The sequence below is a fragment of the Kitasatospora sp. NBC_00039 genome, assembly GCF_045160625.1.
Classification (GTDB): Bacteria; Actinomycetota; Actinomycetes; order Streptomycetales; family Streptomycetaceae; genus Kitasatospora.
Window position 1 is genome coordinate 206,020 of record NZ_CP108290.1, and the last position, 22,831, is coordinate 228,850.

Sequence of the window (22,831 nt, forward strand, 5' to 3'; positions counted from 1 at the left end):
GTCGGTGCGACTTAACGCGAAGATCGGAAGATCGAAAAAGTTAGGTACGGTTACCCCATGCTGTACGGGCGGGTGGGGGAACAGGACCGGATCGACCGGATGCTTTCGAGCGCCCGTGCGGGGGCGAGCGGCGCGCTGGTGATCCATGGCGAGGCCGGGATCGGCAAAACGGCGCTGCTGGAGCACGCCGCCGAGGCCGCAGGTGCCGGGCGGGTGCTGCGGACCGTCGGCATCGAGTCGGAGATGGAGCTGGCCTTCGGCGGCCTGCACCAGCTGCTGCGGCCCCTCACCGACCACCTCGACCGGCTGCCCGAACCCCAGGCGGCCGCGCTCAGGTCGGCGTTCGGCCTGACCGGCGAGGCGGTGCGCAACCGGTTCACCGTGGGCTTGGCGGTGCTCACGACGCTGTCGGAGGCCGCGGGCGACGAACCGCTGCTGTGCCTGGTCGACGACGCCCAGTGGCTGGACCAGGCGTCCCTGGACGCGTTGACGTTCGCCGCCCGCAGGCTCCATGCCGAGGGCGTGGTGATGCTGTTCGCGGTCCGCGACGGCGCCCGCGGAACGCAGATCACCGGCCTGCCGAGGCTGCGGCTGGAGGGCCTCGCCCCCGCCGCCGTCGACGCGCTGCTCACCGCTCGCATCGCGGACCTGTCCCCGTACGCCAGGGACCAGATCATCGAGCAGGCATGCGGCAACCCGCTGGCCCTCCTGGAACTGCCCGCAGCGCTGACCCCGGAGCAGCGTGCCGGCCAGCTGAACCCGGTGACGCTCCCGACGGGCCTGTCCTCAACCTCCAACCGGATCCAGGAGGCCTTCCAGGAGCAGATCCGCCGCCTGCCCGACGCCACGCGAGCCACGCTGCTGGTGGCGGCCGCCGACGACACCGGCGACCTCGGTCTCGTCCTGCGGGCATCGGCCGGCTCGGGCGCCGTGCTGGAGGACCTGGAACCGGCCGAACGCGCCACCCTCGTCCGGCTCACCGAGAACACGCTGTCCTTCCGCCACCCGCTGATCAGATCGGCCACCTACCAGGACGCCGCCCTGGCCCGGCGCTTCGCCGCCCACCGGGCGCTGGCCGCCGAGCTGGAAGGCGAGCAGCACGCCGACCGGCGGGCCTGGCACCTGGCCGCCGCCACGACCGGCGTCGACGAGCAGGTCGCCGACGAGATGGACGATGTCGCGCAGCGGGCCGGCGGACAGCAGGGCACGGCTTCCGCCTCGGCCGCCTACGAACGCGCCGCCCAGCTCACCGCCGACCCGGCCCGGCGCGCCCGGCGACTGGCCGCCGCCGCCTTCACCTCCGCCGAGGCCGGGCAGTTCGACCGCACCGCGGCCCTCACCGACCGCATCAACGCACTCGCCCTGGACCCCGCGATGCTCGCCGACTTCGCCCGGGTCCGAGCGATCGTCGAGCTGGACCACGGGTCGCCGGGCCGGGCCGCCCGCATCCTGATCGAATGCGCGGACCGGATCGGCTCCGGTCCCGATCTCGAGCCGGTGCTGACCGAGGCCGTCCAGACGGCGCACTCGTCGGGCGACCGGGAGCTCATCGCCGAGGTCGCCGCCCGGCTTCCCGCTTCGCCGGACTACGCGGTGGCGAGGGCCCTGACCGACCTGCACGGCGCCGGCCCCCACCTCCCCGTCCCGCAACCCCCCGCCGCAGACACCGGATTCGCCGAACGGATCCTGGCCGGGACGTACGGGCAGCTCCTCGCCGACCACGCCACCGCTCACGAGGTCGCCGTCGCGTGTGTGCGCGACTGCCGGGCCCAGGACGTGGTCGGCTGGCTGCACACCGCGCTGTACCTGCTCGCCCAGGCAGAGCTGTCCATGGGGCTGCACGAGGAGGCCTACGCTGCCGCCGCCGAGGGGCTCACCATCGCCGAGCACTACGGCCGCAACCACCGCGCGAGCTACCTGCGCGCAACCCTGGCCACGCTGGCCGCCATCGAGGGCGATCGGGAGCGATGCCACAGCCTGGTCGAGGCGGCCCTGGACTACGCCGACGCCCACGGAATCGAGCTGGCCGCCGCCCACGCGCTCCGCGCCCAGGGCTTGCTCGATCTCGGCCTCGGCCAGGCGGAGCGAGCCCTGGAGCACCTGGAAGCGGCGAAGACCCGCGTGAACCACCCGATGCTGTCGGTCTTCCTCCTGCCCGACCTCATCGAGGCCGCGGTACGCGCCGGGCAGCGGGAGCGGCTCGAGGAGCCGTTGGCGCTGATCGGGGAGTGGGCGGTGGCCGCACGCCGCCCCGCGGCGACTGCCCTCGCCCGCCGCTGCGAGGCGCTGACCAGCCCCGACGAGGAGGCCGAGCGGCTCTTCGAAACCGCCCTGCGCCTCCATGACGACGGCGCCCAGCCCCTGGAGAAGGCCCGGACCGAGCTGCTCTACGGGGAGTGGCTCCGCCGCGCCCGCCGCCGTTCCGACGCCCGCCGCCACCTTCGCGCCGCGCTGGAGGCGTTCGAGAAACTCAACGCCCAGCCGTGGGCGCACCGGGCCCGCACCGAACTGCAGGCCAGCGGCGAGACCATCGACCAGGCCGGTCAGCCGGGCGTGCTGCTCGGCCGGCTCAGCCCCCAGGAACGCGAAGTCGTACGGCTCGCCGCGAGCGGCGCCACCAACCGCGAAATCGCCTCCCAGCTCTTCCTGAGCCCCCGCACGGTCGGCCACCACCTCTACCGGGCCTTCCCCAAACTCGGCGTCAGCTCCCGTGCCGACCTCCCCCGGCTCCTCGGTCAAGGTCAACCGCAGACCGGTGGAGAGCGCTGGTGACCCCCGCTCGGCGGTGACCGCGGGTTCCGGCGGGTGCTGTCGAGGGGCCGGGGCCGGTCCGGGATGCGGCCGGTGCCGGTGGGGCGCAGGGTCGAGGTATGAGCGGAGTGGTCGTACTGGTCGAGCTGGAGCCGTCCACGGAGGTGCTGGACGCGGGCGAGGTGGACGTGGGTGCCCGCGTCCGGTGGGTGCACGCGGCGCCGCCCGACCCGGACGTGCCGGACGATCCGGGCCCGGTCACGTTCTGCGGGATCGACACCGGTGACCTCGAACGGGAGACCTACCGGCCGGCCCGTCCGGGCGATCCCTGGTACCCGCCGTCGCAGCGCACCCGCCGCTGCCGGGAGTGCGAGGCCGCGCTCAAGGCGCTCTGACGGGCCCGGCCGGGCGCCGGTGACCCGAGGACGGGCCGGTCGCCGGGGCCGCGCCGACCGGACCCGATGGCGTTGGACCGCGCCCGACCGCGTCCGAGCGCCTTCGACCGCGCTTGATCGCGTCCGGCCGGCCGGCGCGTCCCCGCGTGCAGCTCCGGTGTGCCCACGGGGCCGGATGGGGGTGCCCGATCGGGTAGACCTGGCACGCCCTGAGGCCGCACCGCGTCCCTGCCCCGCACGCGGCGTGCCGCCGGCTCCGCCCGCGTGCCGCGTGCGGGGCAATCCGCGCCCCTGAACCGCGCCCCGCGACCCGCCGGGCGCTCCGTTCCGGGTACTCCGCGCCCCCGCCCGGCTCAGTCCTCCTCGACCAGCCTGCCGTCGCGGAGCTCGACCACCCGGTCGGCCAGCGCCATCAGGGTCTGGTCGTGGGTGGCGACCAGGGCGGTGACGCCCTCGCTGCGGACGACGGCGCGCAACAACTGCATGATCGAACGACCGGTCTCGGAGTCCAGCTGGCCGGTGGGCTCGTCCGCGATGATCAGGTCCGGCTCGTTGGCGAGCGCGCGGGCGATGGCCACGCGCTGCTGCTGCCCGCCGGAGAGCTCGCCGGGCCGCTGGTTGGCGTGGTCGGTGAGCCCGACCAGGGCCAGCAGGGTGCGCGCCCGCTCCTCACGCTGCGCGGCGGCCACCTTGCGCAGCCGCATCGGCACTCCGACGTTCTCGGCGGCGGTGAGTACCGGGATCAGGCCGAACGACTGGAAGACGAAGCCGATCCGGTCGCGGCGCATCGCGAGCCGCCCGTCCTCGTCCAGGCCGGCCAGGTCGGTGCCGTCGAGGGCGACCGTCCCGCCGCTGGGGCTGTCGAGGCCGCCGACCAGATTGAGCAGGGTGGTCTTGCCGGAGCCCGACCGGCCTTTCAGGGCGGTGAGTTCGCCGCGGCCGAGTGAGAACGAGACGCCGCGCAGCGCGTGCACCGTCCGCTCGCCGGTGCCGAAACTGCGCCGGAGATCGGTGACGGCCACCATGGGAGCGGTGACGGTGCCGGCCGGTTGCTGGGTCATACGGCGTCCCCCTGGGTGTTCTTCGAGCCTTCCTCGACGGGCGCGGCCGGGCGGTGAAGTGCTCTTTATGAGGTGTTCATGGCCAGAATTTCTGATGGGCTGACGGGCTCTCGCATCGGAAGGAACTATCGATGTACCGCCAACGTCGAGAATTTGCTCACTACTTACATGATTCGCGCAAGTCCCTTCCGTTCATGGATCGAATCTGACAGCATCGTCCGCTATCCGGTGATCAATCGCCGGTGATCACGTAGCGGTCAGCGACAGGCGTCCATCCCGTGGCAGAGGTGTGCCCGGACGGGTGAGAGCTGCGCGGAGACCGGAATGTACTGGGGGAGGAACGGGATGCTCGGCTTCGTCGTGCGCCGTCTGCGCGGGCGACTGCCGTTGGCCGCCGCGGTCCTGCTCACGGTGTTGATCACCACGGCAGTGCTCACGGCGCTGGTGGCGTTCAACCGCACCGTAGGGGAGGCCGGGCTGCGCCAGGCGCTCCAGGGGTCCGCCTGGTCGAGGACCACGGTGCTGGTCAGCGCCGACCACGGGTTCGACAAGCGGCCCAAGGACGATGCGGCGGTGGGTGTTTACGCCGGACAGCTCTTCGGTGACCTGCCGGTGCGCACCGAGTCCGTGGCCCGCAGTCGCTCCTACGGCCTCCCGGACACGGCCGCTGCCCAGCCGCCCGGCACCCCGGCAGCCGCTCCGGCGGGAAGCGGTGCGGGTGCCCAGCCGGGCGCCAACTCCGGTGCCCAGGCGGAGAAGGGTCCCGGCAAGCCGCCCGAGCTCACCGTGCTCGCCGCGCTCGACCACGACCGCGTCACCCTGCTCTCCGGCGGCTGGCCGGCCGCGGCCGCCGGCACCGGCAAGGGCGCGGTGGAGGCCGCCGTCCCGCAGACCTCGCTGACCCGCCTGGGCCTCACTGCCGCGATGCTGCCTGCCGAGGTCCGGTTGGAGGACCGCTTCGACGGCTCGCCGCTCGTCGTGCGCGTCACGGGCGTCTACCGCGCAGCCGACCCCGGCGACCCGTACTGGTCGCTGGACCCGCTCGGCGGCCGCGAGATCCAGGTCGGCGGCTTCACCACCTACGGCCCGCTGCTGATCGACGACAGCCTCTTCACCACTGCCCGTCTGCCGCAGAACGGACGCAGCTGGCTGCTGGGCGCGGACTTCACCGGCGTCCGCAGCTCCGGCGGCGGCGCGATCCGGGACCGTGCCGAGGGCCTCGGTGCCGACCTCAAGAAAGCCACCGGCCTCCAGGTCCGGACCGAACTCCCGGACGTCCTGCGCGAATCGGACTCCAGTGCGCTGGTCTCCCGCTCCACCCTGCTGATCGGCGCCCTCCAACTGACCGTCCTGGCCGCCGCAGTGCTGCTGCTGGTGGTCCATCTGATGGCCGCCCGTCAGGAGAGCGAGAACGCACTGCTGGCCGCTCGCGGAGCCTCCGGTGGCCGCCTCGGTGTGTTCACCGCCGCCGAGTCGCTGCTGCTGGCCCTCCCCGCGGCGCTGCTCGCCCCCCTGCTCACCCCCCTCCTGCTTCACCTGCTCGCCGGCTACGGACCGCTCGCCCGGGTACCGCTGGACACCGGTCTGCACTGGACGCTCTGGCCCGTCGCGGCCGTCTGCGCCCTCGCCTGTGTCGTGGTCACCACGGCCCCCGCCGTGCTGCGCGGCGCCGCCGGTGCCGCGATGCGCCGGGCCGGAAAGCGCCAGGCGATGGTCGCCGGCGCGGTCCGCTCCGGCGCCGACCTCGCGGTGGTCGGCCTCGCGGGCCTCGCCTACTACCAACTGGCCCAGTACAACGGAGGCCTGTCCGCGGACGCCACCGGCCGGCTGGGCCTCGACCCGGTGCTGATCGCCGCGCCCACGCTGGCCCTGTGCGCGGGCACCCTGTTGGTGCTGCGGCTGCTCCCGTTCGCGGCCCGCCTCGGCGGCCGGATGGCCGCCCGCGGCCGGGGCCTGGTGCCCGCGCTGGCCGGCTGGCAGCTGGCCCGCCGCCCCGGCCGGGCCGCCGGCCCCGTCCTGCTGCTGGTGCTGGCGGTCTCCACCGGTGTGCTGGCGCTCGGCCAGCACTCCACCTGGTCCGCCTCCCAGCGCGACCAGGCCGACTACGCGACCGCCGGCGGCCTGCGGATCTCCGGCTCGCCGCTGGCCCCGATGGGCCAGGCCGGCCGGTACGGGGACCTTCCCGGCGGCGACCGGCTGATACCCGTGATCCGTCAGGAGTCCACGCTGCCGAACGGTGCCGTCGGGCAAGTGCTCGCCCTCGACACCGCCGCCTTCGCCGAGCGCGTCCCGGTCCGCTCCGACCTGCTCGACGGACAGAGCCGCCGCGAGCTGTTCGTGCCCCTCGCCGAGCCCGCGCCCACCGGGGCACAGGCCGGCCTGCCGCTGCCCGGCCGGCCCCAGCGGATCGACGTCGATGTCACCGTGACGTCGGCGAAGCCGACCGACGAGCACCCGGACGTGTGGCTGCTGCTGCGTGACCGGTTCGGCAGCACCTACCGGGCGCCGCTGGCCGGCGTTCCCGCCACCGGTGACGCCCTCGCCACCGTCGACCTCGCGGCGCTCACCGGCGCCCCGGTGGGTTCGGCCGGCGCGCCGCTGACCCTGGCCGGCCTGGTCGTCGTCCACGGCTGGGACCAGCGGCTGCCGCCGACCGTGACGCTCACCGGTGAGCTGACCGTCCGCCGGGTCGGCGTCTCCGACACCGCGGGCGGGCCGGCGACCACCGTTCCCCTCCCGGCCGGCCTCGACTGGACCACCGTCGCCCCCGCCGGGGCGGCCAAGCCCAGCGGCACGGTCGTCCCCGCGCGCGCCGGGGAGCAGCAGGTGCTCAAGGTCGGCTACCGGGGGGAGGGGACGGTCTCGCAGGTCACTGTCCTCCCCGCCGGTTCCCCGGTCCCGCAGAGCGTCTCGGGCGTCGCCACCCACGCCTACCTGACCGCCGTCGGCGCGGCCGTCGGCGACACCGTCCAGGTGCCGTTCGGCGACATCTCCCTGCCGGTCAAGGTCACCGGTGCCGTCGGGTCGCTGCCCGTCGTCGGCGACACCGCGCTCGCCATCGACCTGCCCACCACCGGACGCCTGTTCGCGGCCGGCGGCCGGCAACTGCCGTCGACCCGCGAATGGTGGCTGCCCGCCGCCGGCCCCGGCGACCCGGTGCCCGCCGCGGCCGCGGCCAAGCTGCGCGCCGAGCCCGGCGGACAGAAGCTGCTGCTGAACGACCAGGTCGCCGCCGAACTGCTCGCCGACCCGCTCAGCGCCGCCCCGCAGAGCGCGCTCGCCGCGATCGCCCTGGTCAGCACCGTCCTCGCCGCGATCGGCTTCGCCGCCGCCTCGGCCGCCTCCGCCCGTGAACGCACGGGGGAGTTCACCGTACTGCTGGCCCTCGGCGCGCCCAGGCGCTGGCTGGTCCGGACCGTCACCGCCGAACAGGGCATCCTGGTCGGTCTCGGCAGCGTCGTCGGACTCGCCCTGGGAACCCTGACCGTCCACCTGGTGGTGCCGCTCGTGGTGCTCACCCCGGCCGCCCGCCGGCCGGTGCCCGAAGCCCTGGTCGGCCTGCCGCTCGGCTGGGCCGCCCTGCTCGCGGCCACGATCACCGCCGTCGCCCTGTTGTCGGCCCTCCTCACCGGACGCCGTCGTCGAGACGTGGCCGCGCGGCTGCGGCACGTGGAGGAGATGTGACCACCCCGGCTGGCACCCGTACGCAGCCCCGCCCCACCGGCCCCGGGCCGACGGCCGAACACCGTCCCGCCCCCTGGGTGCGGACCAGGCTGCGCTCGGCGGCCCTCGCCGCGCTGCTCGCCGCCGCGCTCGCCTTCGGCACCGTCTTCCTCGCCGCCGCGTTCCCGCGCGCCGTCGACCGGGGGACGGACGCCGCGCTGCACGAGTACCTGAACGGCCGCGGTCCGGTCTGGACCAGCATGCTCGCCACCTCGGCGCGCAGCTACGACGCGGCCGACCTCGACCGGGTGGCGGAGAAGCTCGGCGCCTATCCGAACGAGACGTTCGGCTTCGACACGGCCGGTCAGGTGTACGGCTCGCGCAGCAACCGGCCGCGCATGCTCCTCAATGAAGGGCTCTCCCGGCCCGAGGAGAAGCCGCCCATGGCCGACCTGCTCTACCTGCACGGCCTCACCGACCACGCCACCCTGGTGGCCGGCCACTGGCCCGGCCCCGCCGCCGACACCGGAGCGATCCCGATCGCGCTCAGCCGGTCCGCCGCCGACACCATCGGCATCCACCTCGGAGACGTCCTCGACGCCGGGGCTGGGTCCGCCGTCGGCGATCGGCCGGCCGAGCGTCACCTGGCCGAGGTGGTCGGCCTCTACACGGCCAACGACCCGAACGACCCCTTCTGGGCCGAGCAGCCCTGCCCGGAGAAGGCCTGCCTGGAGGGCAGCCCCAAGTACTACTGGAAGACCGCCGGGGTGATCGACGCCGGCTCGCGGGGCCGGATCGACGCCTGGGGTCAGGGCGCGAAGGACTTCTGGCGGCTGCCCGTCGACATCGCCGCCCTGCGTGCCGACCGGCTGCAGCGGACCACCGAGGAGATCTCTTCGTACGTGTCGGGCCCCACCAGCCTCCAGCTGCGGACCCGGACCGGCCGGCCGGACCTCCAGCTCGGCTCGCCCCTTCCCCAGCTGTTCCAGCAGGCCACCGCGCGCCGCGACGCCGCCGCGCCGCTCGCCGCGATCGGCCCGGCCGGCCTGGCCGGCGTCGCCGCCGTGGTCCTCCTGCTGGCCGCAGCTCTCACCTTCGACCGCCGCAACGGTGAACTCCGGCTGCTCCGGGCCCGCGGCGGTTCGCGCGGCGGGGTGCAACGGCGCCTGCTCGGCGAGGGAGCGGTGACCGTCCTGCCCGCGGCCGCGGCCGCGACGGTGCTCGCCCTCGTCCTGCTGCCGACCGCGCGCTGGACGGGCGCCGCGGTGGCCGCCCTGGCCGCCACCCTGCTGGCGCTGCTGAGCTTCCCCGTCCGTGCGGCCCTGCTCTGGTCGGCGCCGCGCCGGAAGAGCGGACGGCGCCGGCTGGTCGGCGAACTCCTCGTCCTCGCCGTCACCGTCGCCGCGGTGCTGGAGGTCCGGCGCCGCGGTGTCGTCCCGCCCGGGGAGGGCCTGGACCCGGTCCTGGTCGCGGCCCCGCTGCTGATCGCCCTCACCGGCGGCCTGCTGCTCGCCCGGCTGCAGCCGGTCCTGGTCGGCGCGCTCGCCCGGCTGACCGGCCGCGGCCCCGGGCTGATCGGCTTCCTCGGCCTGGCCCGTGCAGCCCGCGGCACCGGCGGCCGGCCGCGCCCGTCCGTGCTGCCGCTGCTCGCGCTGATGCTTGCCGTCACCACGGCCGGCTTCGGGTCCACCGTCCTCGACGCGGTGGACGGTGCCCGGCTGCACGCGGCCCGGCAGACGGTGGGCGGCGACGCGGTCGTCGCTGCACCGATCGGCGTCGCGCTGCCGCCGAGCCTGACCGAGGCCGCGACCGCGCTGCCCGGGGTCAAGGCGGGCACCACCGTCTGGTGGGAGAGCGAGGTGTTCCTCCTCGGCACCGACAACGGGTCCACCCGGGTCAGCGTGCTGGCCGTCGACCCGCAGGCGTACGCCGAGCTGTCCCGGACCGTCGGGCGCGGCGAGTTCGACCCGGCCGTCCTTGCGGGCGGGGGCGACGGGATCGACGCGCCCCTGCCGGCCCTTTTCAGCTCCGAAGTCGCGGCCGGTGCGGGTGACGGGAGCCACCGCCTGCGGATGCCCAACGGCCGGGAACTCCTCGCCACGAAGGTCGGCACCCTCGGCGGCACACCTGCGCTGGAGGAGTCGACCCGGCGGTTCGTCGTCGTGCCGGCCGGTCCCGCGGCCTCCGGGGTCCCGCAGGTCGGCAAGCCCAACCTCTGGTTCGGCATCGGCGACGTGGACGAGCGGAAGCTGAAGGCAGTGGTGCGGGAGCACGGCCCGCAGGGTGCGCTCGACGACCTCATCGCCGGCCGGCTGGGCGGCGGTGCGGCGGCCTCCCAGGCCCCGGGCACCTCGGTCTCCGCCCCGGCCTCCGCATCAGGCGCGGCCTCGGCATCCGCCTCGGCATCCGCCTCGGCCGGCGCCTCCGCCACGCCGCCGGCCCCGCCCGGCCCTCCGCAGGCGGGCCAGGTGCCGGCGAGCGCAGGGTCGGACAACCTGCCGCTCGGTTACGTGGTGCACACCAGCGCCACCCGGGAGGCAGAGCTGGCCGACGACCCGCTCCAGAAGTCAGCCGGCCGGCTGTTCTGGGCCTCCGTGATCGGCGCCGCCGGGTTCGCCCTGCTCGCCGTCCTGCTGACGCTGCTGCGGGCCGCCCCCGAACGCGTCGCCCTGCTCGCCCGCCTGCGCACCATGGGCCTGCGCCCCCGGCAGGGCCTGGCGTTGATCATCGCCGAGACGCTGCCGCAGACCCTGATCGCGGCGGTCGGCGGCGGACTGTCCGCGCTCGCCGCGGCCGCGCTGCTCGGACCGGCGATCGACCTGTCGGCCCTGGTCGGCGCCCCGGTCCGGGCAGGCCTGCAAGCCGCCGTGCTGCCGGTGCTGGTACAGGTACTCGGCCTGGCCGGCCTGGTCTGCGCCGGGGTGCTCGCCGAGGCGCTGATCTCCGGCCGGCGCCAGATCGCGACCGAACTGCGAGTGGGGGACCAGCAGTGACCGCCCACCGGACAGCCCGGAAAGCCCGGTCGGGCCGACCGTTCGACAGAGCAAGCAACAGGACGAGCAGCACCAGCGGCAGTACGAGCCGCACGAGCGGCACGGGCGGCGCGAGCGGCACGAGCGGCACGGGAATCGGCTCGCGGCAACCGCGAGCAGGAGCGCACCCAGGCGCAGCGGCGACAGGAGAGCAGCGGTGAACAGCGCCCCCCAGAACGAGGCGGTCGGCCAGGCCCCCACCTTCCAGGAACTGCGGGACCAGGCGCTCGCCGCCGCCGCACCGAAGGCCTACGGTGCGGGCGCCGCGATCGTCTGCGACCGCCTGGTGCGCATCTTCAGTGCCCAGGGCGTCGAGGTACAGGCGCTCCAGGGCCTGGAGCTGACGATCCAGCAGGGCGATCTGGTGGCCCTGGTCGGAGCCTCCGGCAGCGGCAAGTCCACCCTGCTCACCATCCTCGCCGGGCTCGACGTGCCGACGGCCGGCACCGCCACGGTGGCCGGCCGCGACCTGTTGGAGATGTCCGCCCGCGAGCGCCTGCGCTACCGCCGGGAGGTGGTCGGTTTCATCTGGCAGCAGACCGCCCGGAACCTGCTGCCCTTCCTGACCGCCGCCCAGAACATCGCCCTGCCCATGCAACTGCGCGGCCGCAAGGGTGGGTCGGCGGGCCGGGCGAACCAGCAGGCGGCCCGGGTCGCCGAGCTGCTGGAGGCCATGGACCTCGGCGACCTCGCCCACCGGCGTCCCGCCGAGATGTCCGGCGGCCAGCAGCAGCGGGTGGCCATCGCCGTCGCGATGGCCAACAATCCGCCGGTGCTGCTCGCCGACGAGCCGACCGGTGAGCTCGACTCCGAGACCGGGGCCGGCATCTTCGAGGCGTTCCGCACCGTCAACCGCGAACTCGGCGCCACCGTCGTCATCGTCACCCACGATCCGATGGTCGCGGGCGAGGTGCGTCGCACGGTGGCCATCCGGGACGGGCGGACCAGCAGCGAGGTGCTGCGCCGCACCGTCACCGACGAGCACGGCGAGGAGTCGGTCAACGAGCGCGAGTACGTGATGCTGGACCGGACCGGCCGCGTGCAGCTGCCGGTCAAGTTCCTGGAGGCCCTCGGCATGGAGCACCGGGTCGCGGTGGACCTCGGCGCCGACCACATCGCCGTCCGCCCGGACGACCTCACCGGGCACTGAGCGGGGCGGCGCGGGCCCGAGGGCCGTCGGCGGCCGGCCGGAGGCCTCGGGCGCCGGGCCCCGGCGCCGGGCCTCGGACGGTCAGCTCTCATCGGTGGTGCGCCGGATCAGTCCGCTGCGCTCGGCGTCCTCCCGGACGGTGTCCCGGGGCGTACCGCCGTCGCCGGGGTCTCTGCGGTCGCCGTGGCCGGTGCGGTCGCCCCGGGCGGCGGCGGTGCAGAGCGCGAAGACGAGCAGGGCGCTGGCCGCCACGGCGAGGATGCCGAGGGCGGTCAGGACGCGGAGCCAGGTCACGGAAGGTGCCTCCAAGGGGGCGGCGCGACGGGACGGCGCGGGCGGGGCGGCGCCGGCAGGTGAGCCGGTGCCGGTGACACCGCCGGCGCGGACCGCGCGGGCGTGGACGGGTACGAAGGGAGTACCGCCGGGAATATCGGCACACCGGCCCGTACGGTCGAGCGTCCACGGGCGGTTCCGCCGCCCGCCCGCCGTGCGCCTGCGGCCGCCCGCCCGCGCGGGCGGGCGCGCACGCGGGCGCGGGAAGCTCACGGCGCACGTCACCCCTGGCCGCACGCCCCTGCCCCTGCCGGGCCCAGGGCCCCCTCCCTGTCCACCGCCCCCTCTGCGTCCACCGCCACGGCGTCCGGGAGCAGCGCCCGCAGGGCCGCGACGTCCGGCTTCCCGGTCTCGCCCAGCGGAAGGCCCGGCAGCAGCAGGATCGTCGACGGATCACAGAGCTGGCCGCTCCGCTCCCGCACCCACCGGTGCAACTGCTGCTCCGTCACCCCGGCCCCGGGCACCGTGGTCACCGCGGCGTGCACCCGCTCCAGCCGGTCCCGGCCGGTGGTCGCGAACATCACCGCCTCCCGCACCGCCGGGTGCGCCAGCAGCGGCACCTCGACATCACGGGGGAAGACGTTGTGCGCGTCCACGATCGCCATCGCGCCCTGCCGCCCGGCCACCGTCAGATAACCCGACCGGTCCAGACTGCCCACGTCCCCGGTGTGCAGCCAGCCGTCCCGCAGCACCCGCGCCGTCAGCTCCGGGTTCCGCCAGTAGCCGGCCATCGCCGTCGGCGTCCGGACGCAGATCTCACCGGTCCGGCCCGGCGGCAGCGGCGTGCCGTCCTCGTCCACGATCCGGACCTCGGTGTCCGGGAACGGCTGCCCGGCCGTGGTCAGCAGCCGCGGGTCGAGGTGCTCGTCCGGCGTCAGCCGGGTGACCGGCCCGCACTCCGTCAGGCTGTACGTCTGCTGGAGCACCCGCCCCAGCCGTCGCGTCGCCTCCGCCAGCCGCTCCGGCGACGCCGGACACCCCGTGTACGTGACCCGCCGCAGGCTGCCGGTGTCCGTCCGGGCCAGCGCCGGGTGGTCCAGCACCCGGTACAGCAGATGCGGCGGCAGGTACACCCGCGAGACCCGGTACCGCTCGACCGCCGCCAGCACCGCCTCCGCCTCGAAGCCGTCCTGCAGCACCACCGTGCCGCCCGCCGCCAGCGCCAGATCGGCCGTGGTACCGCCGCCGTGGCAGAGCGCCGTACAGAGCAGAAACGTGGACGCCGCCACCAGCTCGGGCCGCGGCGGGCGCGCGAACCGGCGCAACACCCCCTTCGGGCGGCCGGTCGTGCCACCGGTGAACCGGACCGCCATCACATCGTCCGGCCGGTACCCGGGCGCGAGCGGGGCCGGGGAGAGCGGCGCGGCCTCGGCGAGCAGATCCGCCCCGAGAGGAGTCGGGCCGAGCGCCAGGGGCAGAACCGACGGCAGCGCCGCGACGACCTGCTGCGCCGCCAGGCCGTACCGTCGCGGGTCGAACACCAACGCCGCCGTCTGTGCGTCCTCGGCCATCGCGACCTGGTCCGCCACGGGGCGGTCGGTGTACAGCATCGCCACCCGGCAGCCGATCAGATTGGCCGCCAGTCGCACCAGCACCGTCTCCGGCCGGTTCCCGGCCAGCACCGTCACCCCGTCGCCGCGCCCGAGACCGGTGGCGGCAAGCGCCCGCGCCAGCCGGTGGACGCCCTCCAGGCACTCCCGCGCCGTCAACGACGCTTTTTCGAACCGGATCGCCACCCGCCCCGGATCGCGCGCCAGCCCGGCCAGCACCAGCCCGGTGTACGTCGCCACCCCGGGCCCCGCCTCCAGGCCCGATCCCGTCGTCGCCAACGTTCCCGCCACGCCGTCCCGCCCTCCTCCACACCGGCCCGATACCTGACGGACCATCACATAGCGCCCCCACCTTAGGGCGTGTCCGCCGGCAGTCCGCACCCCAGGACCGGCTGACCGACGGCGGCGCGGAGGTTGTTATCGTTCCGGGTCGGGCAGAAGCGGGGAAGAGTGAACAACATGGACAGGCCGACCACGCCGGGCGGGCAAGCCGTGGTACGGCAGGAGGCGCAGGCAGCGATGGAACCGCGGGGCCTGGTGGACCTCCGGGGCGAGGCCGGTGCACCCTTCACCGTCCACTACCCGCCGGACGCCGTCGTGGTCGTCTCCGGCCTGCCCGGAAGCGGCAAGAGCACCCTGTTGCGCCGCTGGTCGGCCCAGGCCGGCGCGGCCGCCACCGTCGACCCCCGGGCCGTCCACGAGGCCTGCGAGGCGGTGATGCCGGCGGCCCTTCCGTACGCGGTGTACCGGCCATGGGCCCGGCTGGAGCACGTCCGCCTGCTGCGCGCCTCGGTCCGCCGGGGCGGGCCGGTGCTGGTGCACGACTGCGGCAGCCGGGCCTGGATGCGTCGCTGGCTCTCCCGTACGACCGCCCGCCAGGGCCGCGAACTCCACCTCGTCCTGCTGGACGTCGGAGCCGCCACCGCCCTCGCCGGCCAGCGCGAACGCGGCCGCTGGGCCCCGAGCCGCACCTTCGCCAAGCACCGTCGAGGCCTCGACCGCCTCCTCGCGGCGCTCACCCGGCACGCGCGTGGCGCAGCCCCGACCCCGACGCCCGAGGCCGCCTCCGTCCTCCTCCTCGACCGCACCTCCCGCGGCCGCGCCGATGTGAGCTTCGCCCGGTAGCGGCGGCTCCCGCCGGCCACCGCGCGCGGCACCGCACGCGAGGACCGGGCACCTGTCCGTCCCGGCGGGGCGAGCCGTGCAGCCGCCGCCCGTCACGGTGCCCGGGTGGCCTTCGCGGCGGCCCGGGTCGCCGAGCCGGACGGGGGAGGAGGACGAGGGGCAGTGCGGGGCGCGGGACGTGTGACCGGGTGCTCGGGAGCACACGGGGCACGGGGGCACTGGTGGACCGGGGAGCCCGGTGGGGACACTGGGATCAGTGCAACAGCTGAACAGTACTCAGAGAGGTCTTCCCGCATGCCCGGCAGCAACACCGTCACCGAGAGCTCCTGGTTCCGCCGCTTCCACCCTGTCGACACGGCGCCAACACGGCTTGTCCTCTTTCCGCACGCCGGCGGCTCGGCGAGCTACTTCATCGACTACTCCGCAGCCCTGTCGCCGTACGCCGACGTGCTCGCGGTGCAGTACCCCGGCCGCCAGAACCGGTTCGCCGAGCCCACGATCGACTCGATCGACGGGCTGGCGGACCGGATCTACGAGGCCCTGCGGCCCTGGGCCGACCGGCCGCTGACGTTCTTCGGGCACAGCATGGGCTCGGTCGTCTGCTTCGAGGTGGCCCGCCGCTTCGAGGCGGACGGCCTCAACGGCCCGGCCGGGCCGGTGCACCTGTTCGTCTCCGGTGGCCGCGCGCCCTCCCTGCCGCGGGGCACCGCCGTCCACCGGCTGCCCGACGACGAGTTGCTCGGCGAGCTGGCCCGGCTCGGTGGCACGGACCGACAGGTCCTCGACAACCCGGAGTTGCGTGAGTTCATCCTGCCGTCGCTGCGCAGCGACTACACCGCGGTGGAGACGTACCGGTGCGAGCCGGACGCCGTCGTGTCGCGGCCGATCACGGCGCTGACCGGGGACGCGGACCCGCGCACCTCCCTCGCGGAGGCCGGTGACTGGGCCCGCCACACCACTGCCGCCTTCGACCTGCGGGTCTTCCCGGGCGGCCACTTCTACCTGGCTGACCAGCGCGCCGCGGTCGTGGAGCTGCTGGCAGCCCACCTGCAGGCGTGACGGCCTGCGGGCCCGGTGGGCCTTCGGCCCTGACGGTCCGCAGCCTCGATGGCCTCCAGCCCTGGTTGTCCGCAGCCTCCGATGGCCTCCGGCCCGTGTACTGACGTACCCGGCGGGGGTGTTGCGAGGTGGCCACAGCAGCTCCTGAGGGGTGTGGTGCGGCGAAGGGAGAGGGCGCCGGACAGCCGCCAGATGGTCTGATTCCCTCGACCTGGCCGAGCTCGCCGGCCTTCACCATGGGTTCAGCGGCTTCACGCCGAAGCTGAGCCTTGAGACCGGCTGGACTGATCGGTGGACCACGACTTGGCATTTCGGCCCGACGCCGGTGGTCTGCACGGTGCGGAATCTGGGAGAGGTCGAGGCAGCTCGGAGCAGGCTGGTTCGCCGCTTCACTTGGCGGACCGGTCAGCGGCACCGGCCGGGGTTGGCATATCTGGTCAGCACCGGCCGGCAGCACGGATTCGAGAGCTCCGAGGAGGAACGGGTCCTCCTGATGGCGGATTTCGCAGCAGGGGTGGTGGAGGCTCTGGCTCAGCCGTTTCGCCTGAGCCTGGCGATGTGCGGAAGTCGTGGGTCTGCCAGGCGGGCTGGGCCTTCACAGCCGTGTACGACGGTGTGGACCTGCTCGTCTACGGTGACTGTGCCGACCGTGAGGGCCGCTCCGAACGGGACAGGCACGGCCTCGCCGCGGTCGTTCACGATCGCTGCCGGTACATCCTCACCCTCCCTCGGCCGTGCCCGTGGTTCTGGACGGCATCGACGTCTTCGGGTATCCGGCCGCCGAGGTGCTGGACGTGCTCGCACCCGCCGACCACCCCGGGCTGAGGCTCCCCGCCGGCTCCCTGAGCACCTATCTGTCGCAGGTCTCGGTCTCCTGCCCGCCGTTTGACGCCCCAGCACAGACCGGGACGTGACCGGGTGGCCCCGGATACGCTCCCGGGCATCGGCCACGGCCGGATTGCCCGGCCGGTGCCGCTGTCGAGCAGGCGACCCGGTGTTCCGGTGTCCCGCGGGAGACGACGGCATCCGGCACGATGACACCAGGCGGACCCGCCCCCGGTCTCGGGGCCCTGCGGTACCGCCGGCCCAGCCGCGAGTCGGACCGGCGGCCCTCAGGCGGGGGTGTCGGGGGTGTCGGGGGTGGTGCCGTGAACGAGCTCCAGGCCGAGACGGGTCGGCTGGTGATGGACCGTCCGGCCGTTGCGGATGGTGACGACGAGACCGGCCTCGCGAAGGACGGAGGCGTGCCGTGACGCGGCGGCGGGGGACGCGCCGAGGATCGCGGCGAGCCTCCCGGTGGTGAGGGCGGGTGTGCGGACCACGGCGACCAGGGCGGCCGCTCTGGTCGGGCCCAGCAGGGACCGCAGTGCCGGGGGCGGCGTGTGGAGTACGAGGTCCCGGGTGAGCGGGGTCGCGGCCGCGGGGTAGCTGATGATCACCGCTTCGGCGAGCGGGTTGAAGGTGATCCCGGTGGCGAGCGCGGAGGGCTGGAAGATCAAGGGTCGTCCTTCGAGGTCGTCCACGGAGTCGACGCGGGTGTTCAGACGCAGGTGACGGCCGTCCCAGTCGACGGACGGGTGGATCGAGCGCAGCAGGCCGTCGGGGCCGCCCAGGGCGGAGTGGGCCAGGGTCCGGGCGGACGCGGTGGCGACGAGGGAGGAGATGCGCCGGCGGTAGGGGTCGAGCGCGGTGGCCCGGAGACCGGCGAGGATCCGGTCCAACGCGGTGGCGGTTCGCGGGTCGCCCTCGGCCAGTCCGCGGGTGAAGGGCGTGAGGGCGTTGGAGCGGGCCAGGTCCCACAGGTGGGCGACGGCGGGCGGGGAAGCGGGGTCGACCGGGGTCGGTGCGGCCAGAGCGGCCTCGTCGAAGAAGGCCGGTAGGTAGAGGTCTGTGTAGAGGTCGAACAGCCGGTTGTGCCGCGGGTTCCAGGAGCGGGCGACGTCGAGGCGCCATGCCGCGAGCTGGCGGCCCGGTGATCCCGTGACCAAGTGCCGTCCGCTCAGAGCGAGTTCGTACCCGAAGTCGGGTGTGTCGGCGACCTGTACGCGGTCGAGGTCGTCGGCCCTCAGCCGGATCTGTATCAACGTGGCATCCCTGGGCGCGATCCCTGGCGGTGCTGGTCGTGGATCCTTTGCATCCTGGTGCAAAAGCCTAGCCGCCGGGTGCGGGGAGCGGAATGCTGGTCGCAGGTCGACCGACTCTCCGGCTCCCCGCCACTCGTCGCGGCCGGCGCGTGCCGGACCGCCGCGACAACGGGGGGTGGCGGTGCGCCGGAGCGGGCCGCGCCCCGGGAGTACCGGCCGGGCGAGCCAGGGCGACCGCTGCCTCGAAGACTCTCGGGGCATACCCGCGAACAGAGGAGATCCCATGCTCAGGCGCATTCTCGCCACGACGGCCGCGCTCGGTGCCGCCCTGACCGGCACCGTGTTCGCGGCCCCCACCGCCTCCGCGCAGGAGGCCGGCTTCGCGTGCCGGTCCGACACCACGCCGAACCACTCGTGGGCGAACTGGGCCGGCGCCAACATCGATTCCTGTATCGCCCACCAGGCGGGGGACTTCGCCTCGATCGTCGCCGGGATCGGCATCAACAACGCCTTCCCGTCCGATCCCTGCGCACAGCTCGTCGACGTCTCGACCGGCAAGTGGCTGTACGACTACGGGTGCGTCGGCTGGGTCGCCGGCGGTTCCGGCAACCACTACTTCAACCGGGCCTCGACGGACCTCGCCAGGACCGGGCACCAGGTGGTCGTCCAGGTCGGTTTCTGGGCGGACTTCGGCTCCGGGTTGCAGTACTACATGAACGTGCAGAGCCCGCGGTTCGACTTCTAGTACCAACGCCGTTCAGTTAGGGCGGTCCGGGCCGTGTCAAGGGTCGGTCGTGAGCATGTTGATGCTGATGGTGGCCTTGTAGGTGGCTCGGTCGATGGCGGGTCCGCGGGCGTTGTACTTGGAGATCGCGCGTTTGACGATGCGGTCTTTGGTGCGGGCCCGTCGTCGGGGCAGGAGCTGCGCCAGGACGTGGCGACCGATGACTCCGGCCAGGTCGATCACGGTGTCGGCGATGATGCCCGCGGCCAGGACGAGCTGGTCGCGGGCGGCGGACAGGGCAACAGTGAAGCCAGCCCGGTCGGGGTCGGTGCCGGCGATGCTGTCGGTAGCGTCCGTCATCGCGGTCCGCAGGGCCTGATAGGCGACCAGCAGTGGCGTTCACGGCGGAGTTGTTCGAAGCGTTCACACGTGCTGACCAGCGGCGTTGGGGGCAGGCTTATGTGCGTGGAGTGCTGTTGGACGGCAAACGGAAGTCGGTGGAGCCGATGGCCGCGCGGCTCGGGGAGGACGGAAACCGACAGGCTCTCGCGCACTTCGTCACGACAAGTCCCTGACCCGCCGCATCTCCCACGGCCAGTGGGTGCCGGCGTGGGCCACCGGCAGTACCTTCAGCCCCGCCCTACGCGACACCCTCACCGGCCACGCCGGCTCCGTCGGCTCGGTGGCGTGCACGATGGTCGATGGTGCCCCGGTTGCCGTCACCGGCAGGCTCGATGCGATGGCGCGGATCTGGGACCTGCGCACCGGTCGACCACTCGGTCAGCCTCTCGCAGGCCACACCGGTTACGTGCGTGCGATGGCGTGTACGACGCTCGACGGCGCCGGGGCTGTCGGAAGTGACGGCAACACGATGCCGGTTGCCGTCACCGGCAGCGAGGACGGCACGGTGCGGATCTGGGATCTGCGCGCGGGTCGACCTTTCGGTCAGCCTCTCACCGGTCACACCGGCGACGTGAGTTCGGTGGCGTGTACGACGCTCGATGGCGCCCCGGTTGCCGTCACCGGCAGCGAGGACAGCACGGTGCGGATCTGGGACCTGCGCACCGGCCAGCCCCTGGGCCAGCCCCTCACCGGCCACACCGGCGTGCGTGCGGTGGCGTGTACGACGGTCGGCGGTGCCCCGGTTGCTGTCACCGGGGGCCTCGACTCGATGGTGCGGATCTGGGACCTGCGTGTCCGTACCGCCACCGCGGTCCTCGCCGTCAGTAGTCCACGTACCGCCGCCTTCACCCCTGCCGGCGACCTCATGGTCGGGTTCCACCGCGACATTGCGCTATTTCGCCGTCAATCCCATGGTTACGCGACCCAGATCTGAACGGGCGTGGCAACAGCTGACCAGGGCCACCTCGAACGACGACGTGGCCGCCGGCCGGGCAGGCTGATGCCGACTGACTGCTGTCCTCAGTCGAAGGGACTCGATGGCCTCCCGCACCACTGCTCGCCTACCTGCCGGTAAGCGTCCACGCGGGCGCTCCGACGCAGCGCGGGCACGGGGACGCCGACCGCCCGGCGGCCGGGACCTGTCGGGCTCTATCAGACAGACTGCTGCGGCGGTGAATCCACGCGACGGTATTCGTGCACCTGGCGGGCCCGAATACGCGGTTTGTCGGAGTAACCTGGAAGGTGTCGGAGAACTTACCGGCAGGACGCGATTGCGAGGAGATGAAATATGCAGATGAGTGGAGCAGGAGCCCTGATTCTGCGGCTCGTGATCGCGAAATCCCCGTCCGGGCTTTCGGCCGGGAGGCAACGGGACCACTGAGGTGTCGGGGGCGCAGGTACAAATCCTGTTGTTCAGATCAGTTTTATGCAGGGCGTGGGCCGTTTTCGCAGAGATGCGGAGGCGGCCTTTTTGTTGTTTCCGCCAAGTGGCAGTCGCAGCGCGATCCCATCGCGCGGTCACAAGCGTTCGGGCCGTCTGGTTCCCAGGTTCGAATCCTGTCGTCCCGACCGCGAGAATTGGCAGGTCGTAGGCCGTTTCCGCAATTCCGGAGACGCTGCCTCGGATCTCGGGCGGCTTGCAGGCCCCGGGCCTGTGGCTGTCGACGGTTGTGCGTCAACCGTGCCGGGGGTGGTCGCCGGCGCGGTCGGTGGAGTCGTGAGTATAGAAATTGAATGAGTGGTGTCGGGTGTTGGTCGAGGTCAGTCGTCCATGATCAGTCCGGCTTGGGTGAGGCATCCGTCGATCAGGTGCGGTCGGTACTGGATCTTCTTCAGGCTCCGCTTGACGGTCTTGGCCAGGTGGTCGAGGTTGGCCACGGCAAGGTTGCCGATGGTCCGCTTGACCAGCGACCAGATGCCTTCCTGCGGGTTGAGGTCCGGCGCGTACGAGGGCAGTTGGAAGACCGTCAGCCAGTCCTCGTTCGCGGCGACGAAGTCCTTCATCTGCGGCACGAGGTGGACAGAGAGGTTGTCCCAGACGAGCACGATCGGGCCGCCGAGCTGAATGCGGGCCCGGACGATGAGGTCACGGTAGTCCTGCCACGTGAAGCTCTTGCATTCGCCCTTGCGCCCTCGGTGCAGGCGGATTCTGAAGATCAGCCGGGAGCGTTCGCCCTTCTTGTAGCAGCTCATGCCGGCCATGGATATCCGTCCGGAGCCACCGCCCTTCACCCACACGACGGGCGTGCACCCCACTCGGCCCCAGGTCCTGGCGCGCGGCGGTCTCAGCGTCTGCCCGGCTTCGTCCTCGAAGACCACCCAGGCTCCGCGAGCCGCCGCGGTGCTTTTACCTGGAGCCACACCTCCTTCCGCCACAACTCGACGGCCTCGTCGTCGCGTTCGATCGCCCGCCGGGCCGGCTGCTGCCACGACCAGCCATGGCGCTTGAGCAGGCGCCATGTCCCTTCCACGGTGTAGCTGACGTGGAACATCCGCCCGATCAGCGTTTTCACCCGGGCCAGGGTCCAACGCGGGTCCTCCCAGCCATGAGCCAGCGGACCGCGCTCCAACTCCCGCTCAAGCCGATCCATTTGCGCATCACTGAGCCTCGGCCGCCCCGGCGATCCCTTTGGCTGGACCCCGTCCTGCCCCCGCTCCCGCCACTGCCGACGCCAGCGTTCAACGGACCGCTCGCTGACCCGCAACGAGGCGGCAATCTCTCTGTTCTTCTCCCCGCCCTCGAAACGGACGACGGCTTGCAGCCGGATCCGCTCGCGCGCGGCCCTCTCGGCGTCGGTCAAGCCGCCGCCCTGCGCGTATCTCACGACCAACAGCTACCGGGCCCGTCCGGTGCCTGTCAGCCGAACGGCCCCGACATCACCCGATCAAGTTCAGTAGTGTGCCTACGCCATGCCCTCGGCTTCCTCTTCGGCGACGGCGATGCCGAGAGCTGCGGCGATGTTGCCGGCAGCGGACCTGACGCGGGCGGTGCCCGCGATGGGGGCGATCGCGACCAGGACGTCCTGCAGCTGGCTTGCGGTGACGTCGGCCCCGAGGGCGGGGTCGATGTGGGCGAGGTAGGACACCGGGGGCGCGTCCATGGCGGCGAGCGCGGCGATGCGCGTGAGGAATGTCCGGGGGCAGGTCACATCGCTCCACCGAGTCGACCGTCATGGCGGCCAGGGTGTCGAGCACGGGTGGACCGCTCCGCAGCCCGCCGAGGGACTCTGACCCACCCTCCAGCCTGACCTGTTCGCCCGCGTGCGCCTCCAAGGCATGAGTCATCCGATGTGCCATGTTCGGGCCCTGTCGAGGGCTCTGCTCTCAGTGCCCCGGCCTTGACTGCCGGCCGGTGGGCGCCTGCCCCTACCGTCCGCCCCTGCCTCACCGGGGCGACCCCTCGCCCTTCCGATCAGAGTGGTCGTCACATGTGCTCGGGGCGGCTGGTGTTGATCAGGCCGCCGCGTCGATCACCTGCTGCCGGCCGTGTCGACATCGGCGT

General features: G+C 73.5%; 16 protein-coding genes and 3 pseudogenes. 11 read left to right on the forward strand and 8 right to left on the reverse strand.

The features are described from left to right. Positions 1-57: 57 nt before the first annotated feature. Positions 58-2,772: an AAA family ATPase gene (locus tag OG286_RS37175; RefSeq protein WP_331741378.1), complete on the forward strand. Its 2,715-nt coding sequence runs from the start codon at positions 58-60 to the stop codon at positions 2,770-2,772. Positions 2,773-2,870: 98 nt separating this feature from the next. After that, entirely contained in the window at positions 2,871-3,146 is a 276-nt protein-coding gene (locus OG286_RS37180; protein WP_331741381.1) for a hypothetical protein, read from the forward strand. 353 nt (positions 3,147-3,499) lie between these two features. On the opposite strand, the gene OG286_RS37185 is transcribed toward OG286_RS37180, so the two are convergent. Next, positions 3,500-4,207: an ABC transporter ATP-binding protein gene (locus OG286_RS37185; RefSeq protein WP_331741383.1), complete on the reverse strand. Its 708-nt coding sequence runs from the start codon at positions 4,205-4,207 to the stop codon at positions 3,500-3,502. A 324-nt stretch (positions 4,208-4,531) separates the two neighbouring features. Between OG286_RS37185 and OG286_RS37190 the strand changes: the two genes are divergently transcribed. From OG286_RS37190 to OG286_RS37200, 3 genes are all read left to right on the forward strand, one after another. Continuing rightward, the gene (locus tag OG286_RS37190) at positions 4,532-7,891 is read left to right on the forward strand and encodes an FtsX-like permease family protein (RefSeq protein ID WP_405366102.1); all 3,360 of its coding nucleotides are present in this window, start codon (positions 4,532-4,534) and stop codon (positions 7,889-7,891) included. Continuing rightward, positions 7,888-10,863, forward strand: coding sequence for a hypothetical protein (locus tag OG286_RS37195; RefSeq protein ID WP_331741388.1), 2,976 nt, complete (start codon positions 7,888-7,890; stop codon positions 10,861-10,863). Before OG286_RS37190 ends, OG286_RS37195 begins: the two co-directional genes overlap by 4 nt. 196 nt (positions 10,864-11,059) lie before the next feature. Continuing rightward, entirely contained in the window at positions 11,060-12,052 is a 993-nt protein-coding gene (locus tag OG286_RS37200) for an ABC transporter ATP-binding protein (RefSeq protein ID WP_396324780.1), read from the forward strand. An 81-nt stretch (positions 12,053-12,133) separates the two neighbouring features. Here OG286_RS37200 and OG286_RS37205 read toward each other — a convergent pair whose 3' ends face one another. Beyond that, positions 12,134-12,346: a hypothetical protein gene (locus OG286_RS37205; RefSeq protein ID WP_331741391.1), complete on the reverse strand. Its 213-nt coding sequence runs from the start codon at positions 12,344-12,346 to the stop codon at positions 12,134-12,136. Positions 12,347-12,606: 260 nt separating this feature from the next. Next, complete coding sequence (locus tag OG286_RS37210; RefSeq protein WP_331741393.1) at positions 12,607-14,226, reverse strand: AMP-binding protein; 1,620 nt, start codon at positions 14,224-14,226, stop codon at positions 12,607-12,609. A gap of 168 nt (positions 14,227-14,394) precedes the next feature. Here OG286_RS37210 and OG286_RS37215 point away from each other — a divergent pair, with 168 nt between their 5' ends. The 3 genes from OG286_RS37215 (at position 14,395) to OG286_RS37225 (ending at position 17,033) form a co-directional block, all read left to right on the forward strand. Continuing rightward, complete coding sequence (locus tag OG286_RS37215; RefSeq protein ID WP_331742614.1) at positions 14,395-15,060, forward strand: AAA family ATPase; 666 nt, start codon at positions 14,395-14,397, stop codon at positions 15,058-15,060. A gap of 294 nt (positions 15,061-15,354) precedes the next feature. Next, positions 15,355-16,119: an alpha/beta fold hydrolase gene (locus tag OG286_RS37220; protein ID WP_331741395.1), complete on the forward strand. Its 765-nt coding sequence runs from the start codon at positions 15,355-15,357 to the stop codon at positions 16,117-16,119. 734 nt (positions 16,120-16,853) lie between these two features. Further along, a complete protein-coding gene (locus tag OG286_RS37225) occupies positions 16,854-17,033 on the forward strand; it encodes a hypothetical protein (RefSeq protein ID WP_396324779.1) in 180 nt (59 codons plus the stop codon). Between the two features lie 198 nt (positions 17,034-17,231). Here the strand turns inward: OG286_RS37225 and OG286_RS37230 are convergent, their stop codons facing one another. Next, entirely contained in the window at positions 17,232-18,203 is a 972-nt protein-coding gene (locus OG286_RS37230; RefSeq protein ID WP_331741399.1) for a helix-turn-helix domain-containing protein, read from the reverse strand. A gap of 283 nt (positions 18,204-18,486) precedes the next feature. Here OG286_RS37230 and OG286_RS37235 point away from each other — a divergent pair, with 283 nt between their 5' ends. Next, a complete protein-coding gene (locus OG286_RS37235) occupies positions 18,487-18,948 on the forward strand; it encodes a hypothetical protein (protein WP_331741401.1) in 462 nt (153 codons plus the stop codon). 36 nt (positions 18,949-18,984) lie between these two features. On the opposite strand, the pseudogene OG286_RS37240 reads toward OG286_RS37235, so the two are convergent. Continuing rightward, a pseudogene (locus tag OG286_RS37240) lies at positions 18,985-19,320 on the reverse strand (transposase); the annotation flags it as partial. On the opposite strand from OG286_RS37240, the pseudogene OG286_RS37245 reads away from it, so the two are divergent. Both OG286_RS37245 and OG286_RS37250 read left to right on the forward strand, forming a co-directional pair. Next, positions 19,320-19,499 (forward strand): annotated as a pseudogene (locus tag OG286_RS37245) (transposase); the annotation flags it as partial. The pseudogenes OG286_RS37240 and OG286_RS37245 sit on opposite strands and share 1 nt — an antisense overlap. A gap of 122 nt (positions 19,500-19,621) precedes the next feature. Next, positions 19,622-20,263, forward strand: a complete 642-nt coding sequence (locus OG286_RS37250; RefSeq protein WP_396324776.1) for a hypothetical protein — start codon at positions 19,622-19,624, stop codon at positions 20,261-20,263. An 827-nt stretch (positions 20,264-21,090) separates the two neighbouring features. On the opposite strand, the gene OG286_RS37255 is transcribed toward OG286_RS37250, so the two are convergent. From OG286_RS37255 to OG286_RS37265, 3 genes and pseudogenes are all read right to left on the reverse strand, one after another. Then, positions 21,091-21,648: a transposase gene (locus OG286_RS37255; protein WP_331742617.1), complete on the reverse strand. Its 558-nt coding sequence runs from the start codon at positions 21,646-21,648 to the stop codon at positions 21,091-21,093. Continuing rightward, entirely contained in the window at positions 21,615-22,154 is a 540-nt protein-coding gene (locus tag OG286_RS37260; RefSeq protein ID WP_331741405.1) for a winged helix-turn-helix domain-containing protein, read from the reverse strand. Before OG286_RS37260 ends, OG286_RS37255 begins: the two co-directional genes overlap by 34 nt. A 78-nt stretch (positions 22,155-22,232) precedes the next feature. Then, positions 22,233-22,503 (reverse strand): annotated as a pseudogene (locus OG286_RS37265) (carboxymuconolactone decarboxylase). Positions 22,504-22,831 lie beyond the last annotated feature (328 nt).

Coding starts and splice junctions, on each gene's coding strand:
- OG286_RS37175 (WP_331741378.1), top strand. CDS start 58: ATGCTGTACGGGCGGGTGGGGGAACAGGACCGGATCGACCGGATGCTT.
- OG286_RS37180 (WP_331741381.1), top strand. CDS start 2,871: ATGAGCGGAGTGGTCGTACTGGTCGAGCTGGAGCCGTCCACGGAGGTG.
- OG286_RS37185 (WP_331741383.1), bottom strand. CDS start 4,207: ATGACCCAGCAACCGGCCGGCACCGTCACCGCTCCCATGGTGGCCGTC.
- OG286_RS37190 (WP_405366102.1), top strand. CDS start 4,532: ATGTACTGGGGGAGGAACGGGATGCTCGGCTTCGTCGTGCGCCGTCTG.
- OG286_RS37215 (WP_331742614.1), top strand. CDS start 14,395: ATGGACAGGCCGACCACGCCGGGCGGGCAAGCCGTGGTACGGCAGGAG.
- OG286_RS37220 (WP_331741395.1), top strand. CDS start 15,355: ATGCCCGGCAGCAACACCGTCACCGAGAGCTCCTGGTTCCGCCGCTTC.
- OG286_RS37235 (WP_331741401.1), top strand. CDS start 18,487: ATGCTCAGGCGCATTCTCGCCACGACGGCCGCGCTCGGTGCCGCCCTG.
- OG286_RS37250 (WP_396324776.1), top strand. CDS start 19,622: ATGGTCGATGGTGCCCCGGTTGCCGTCACCGGCAGGCTCGATGCGATG.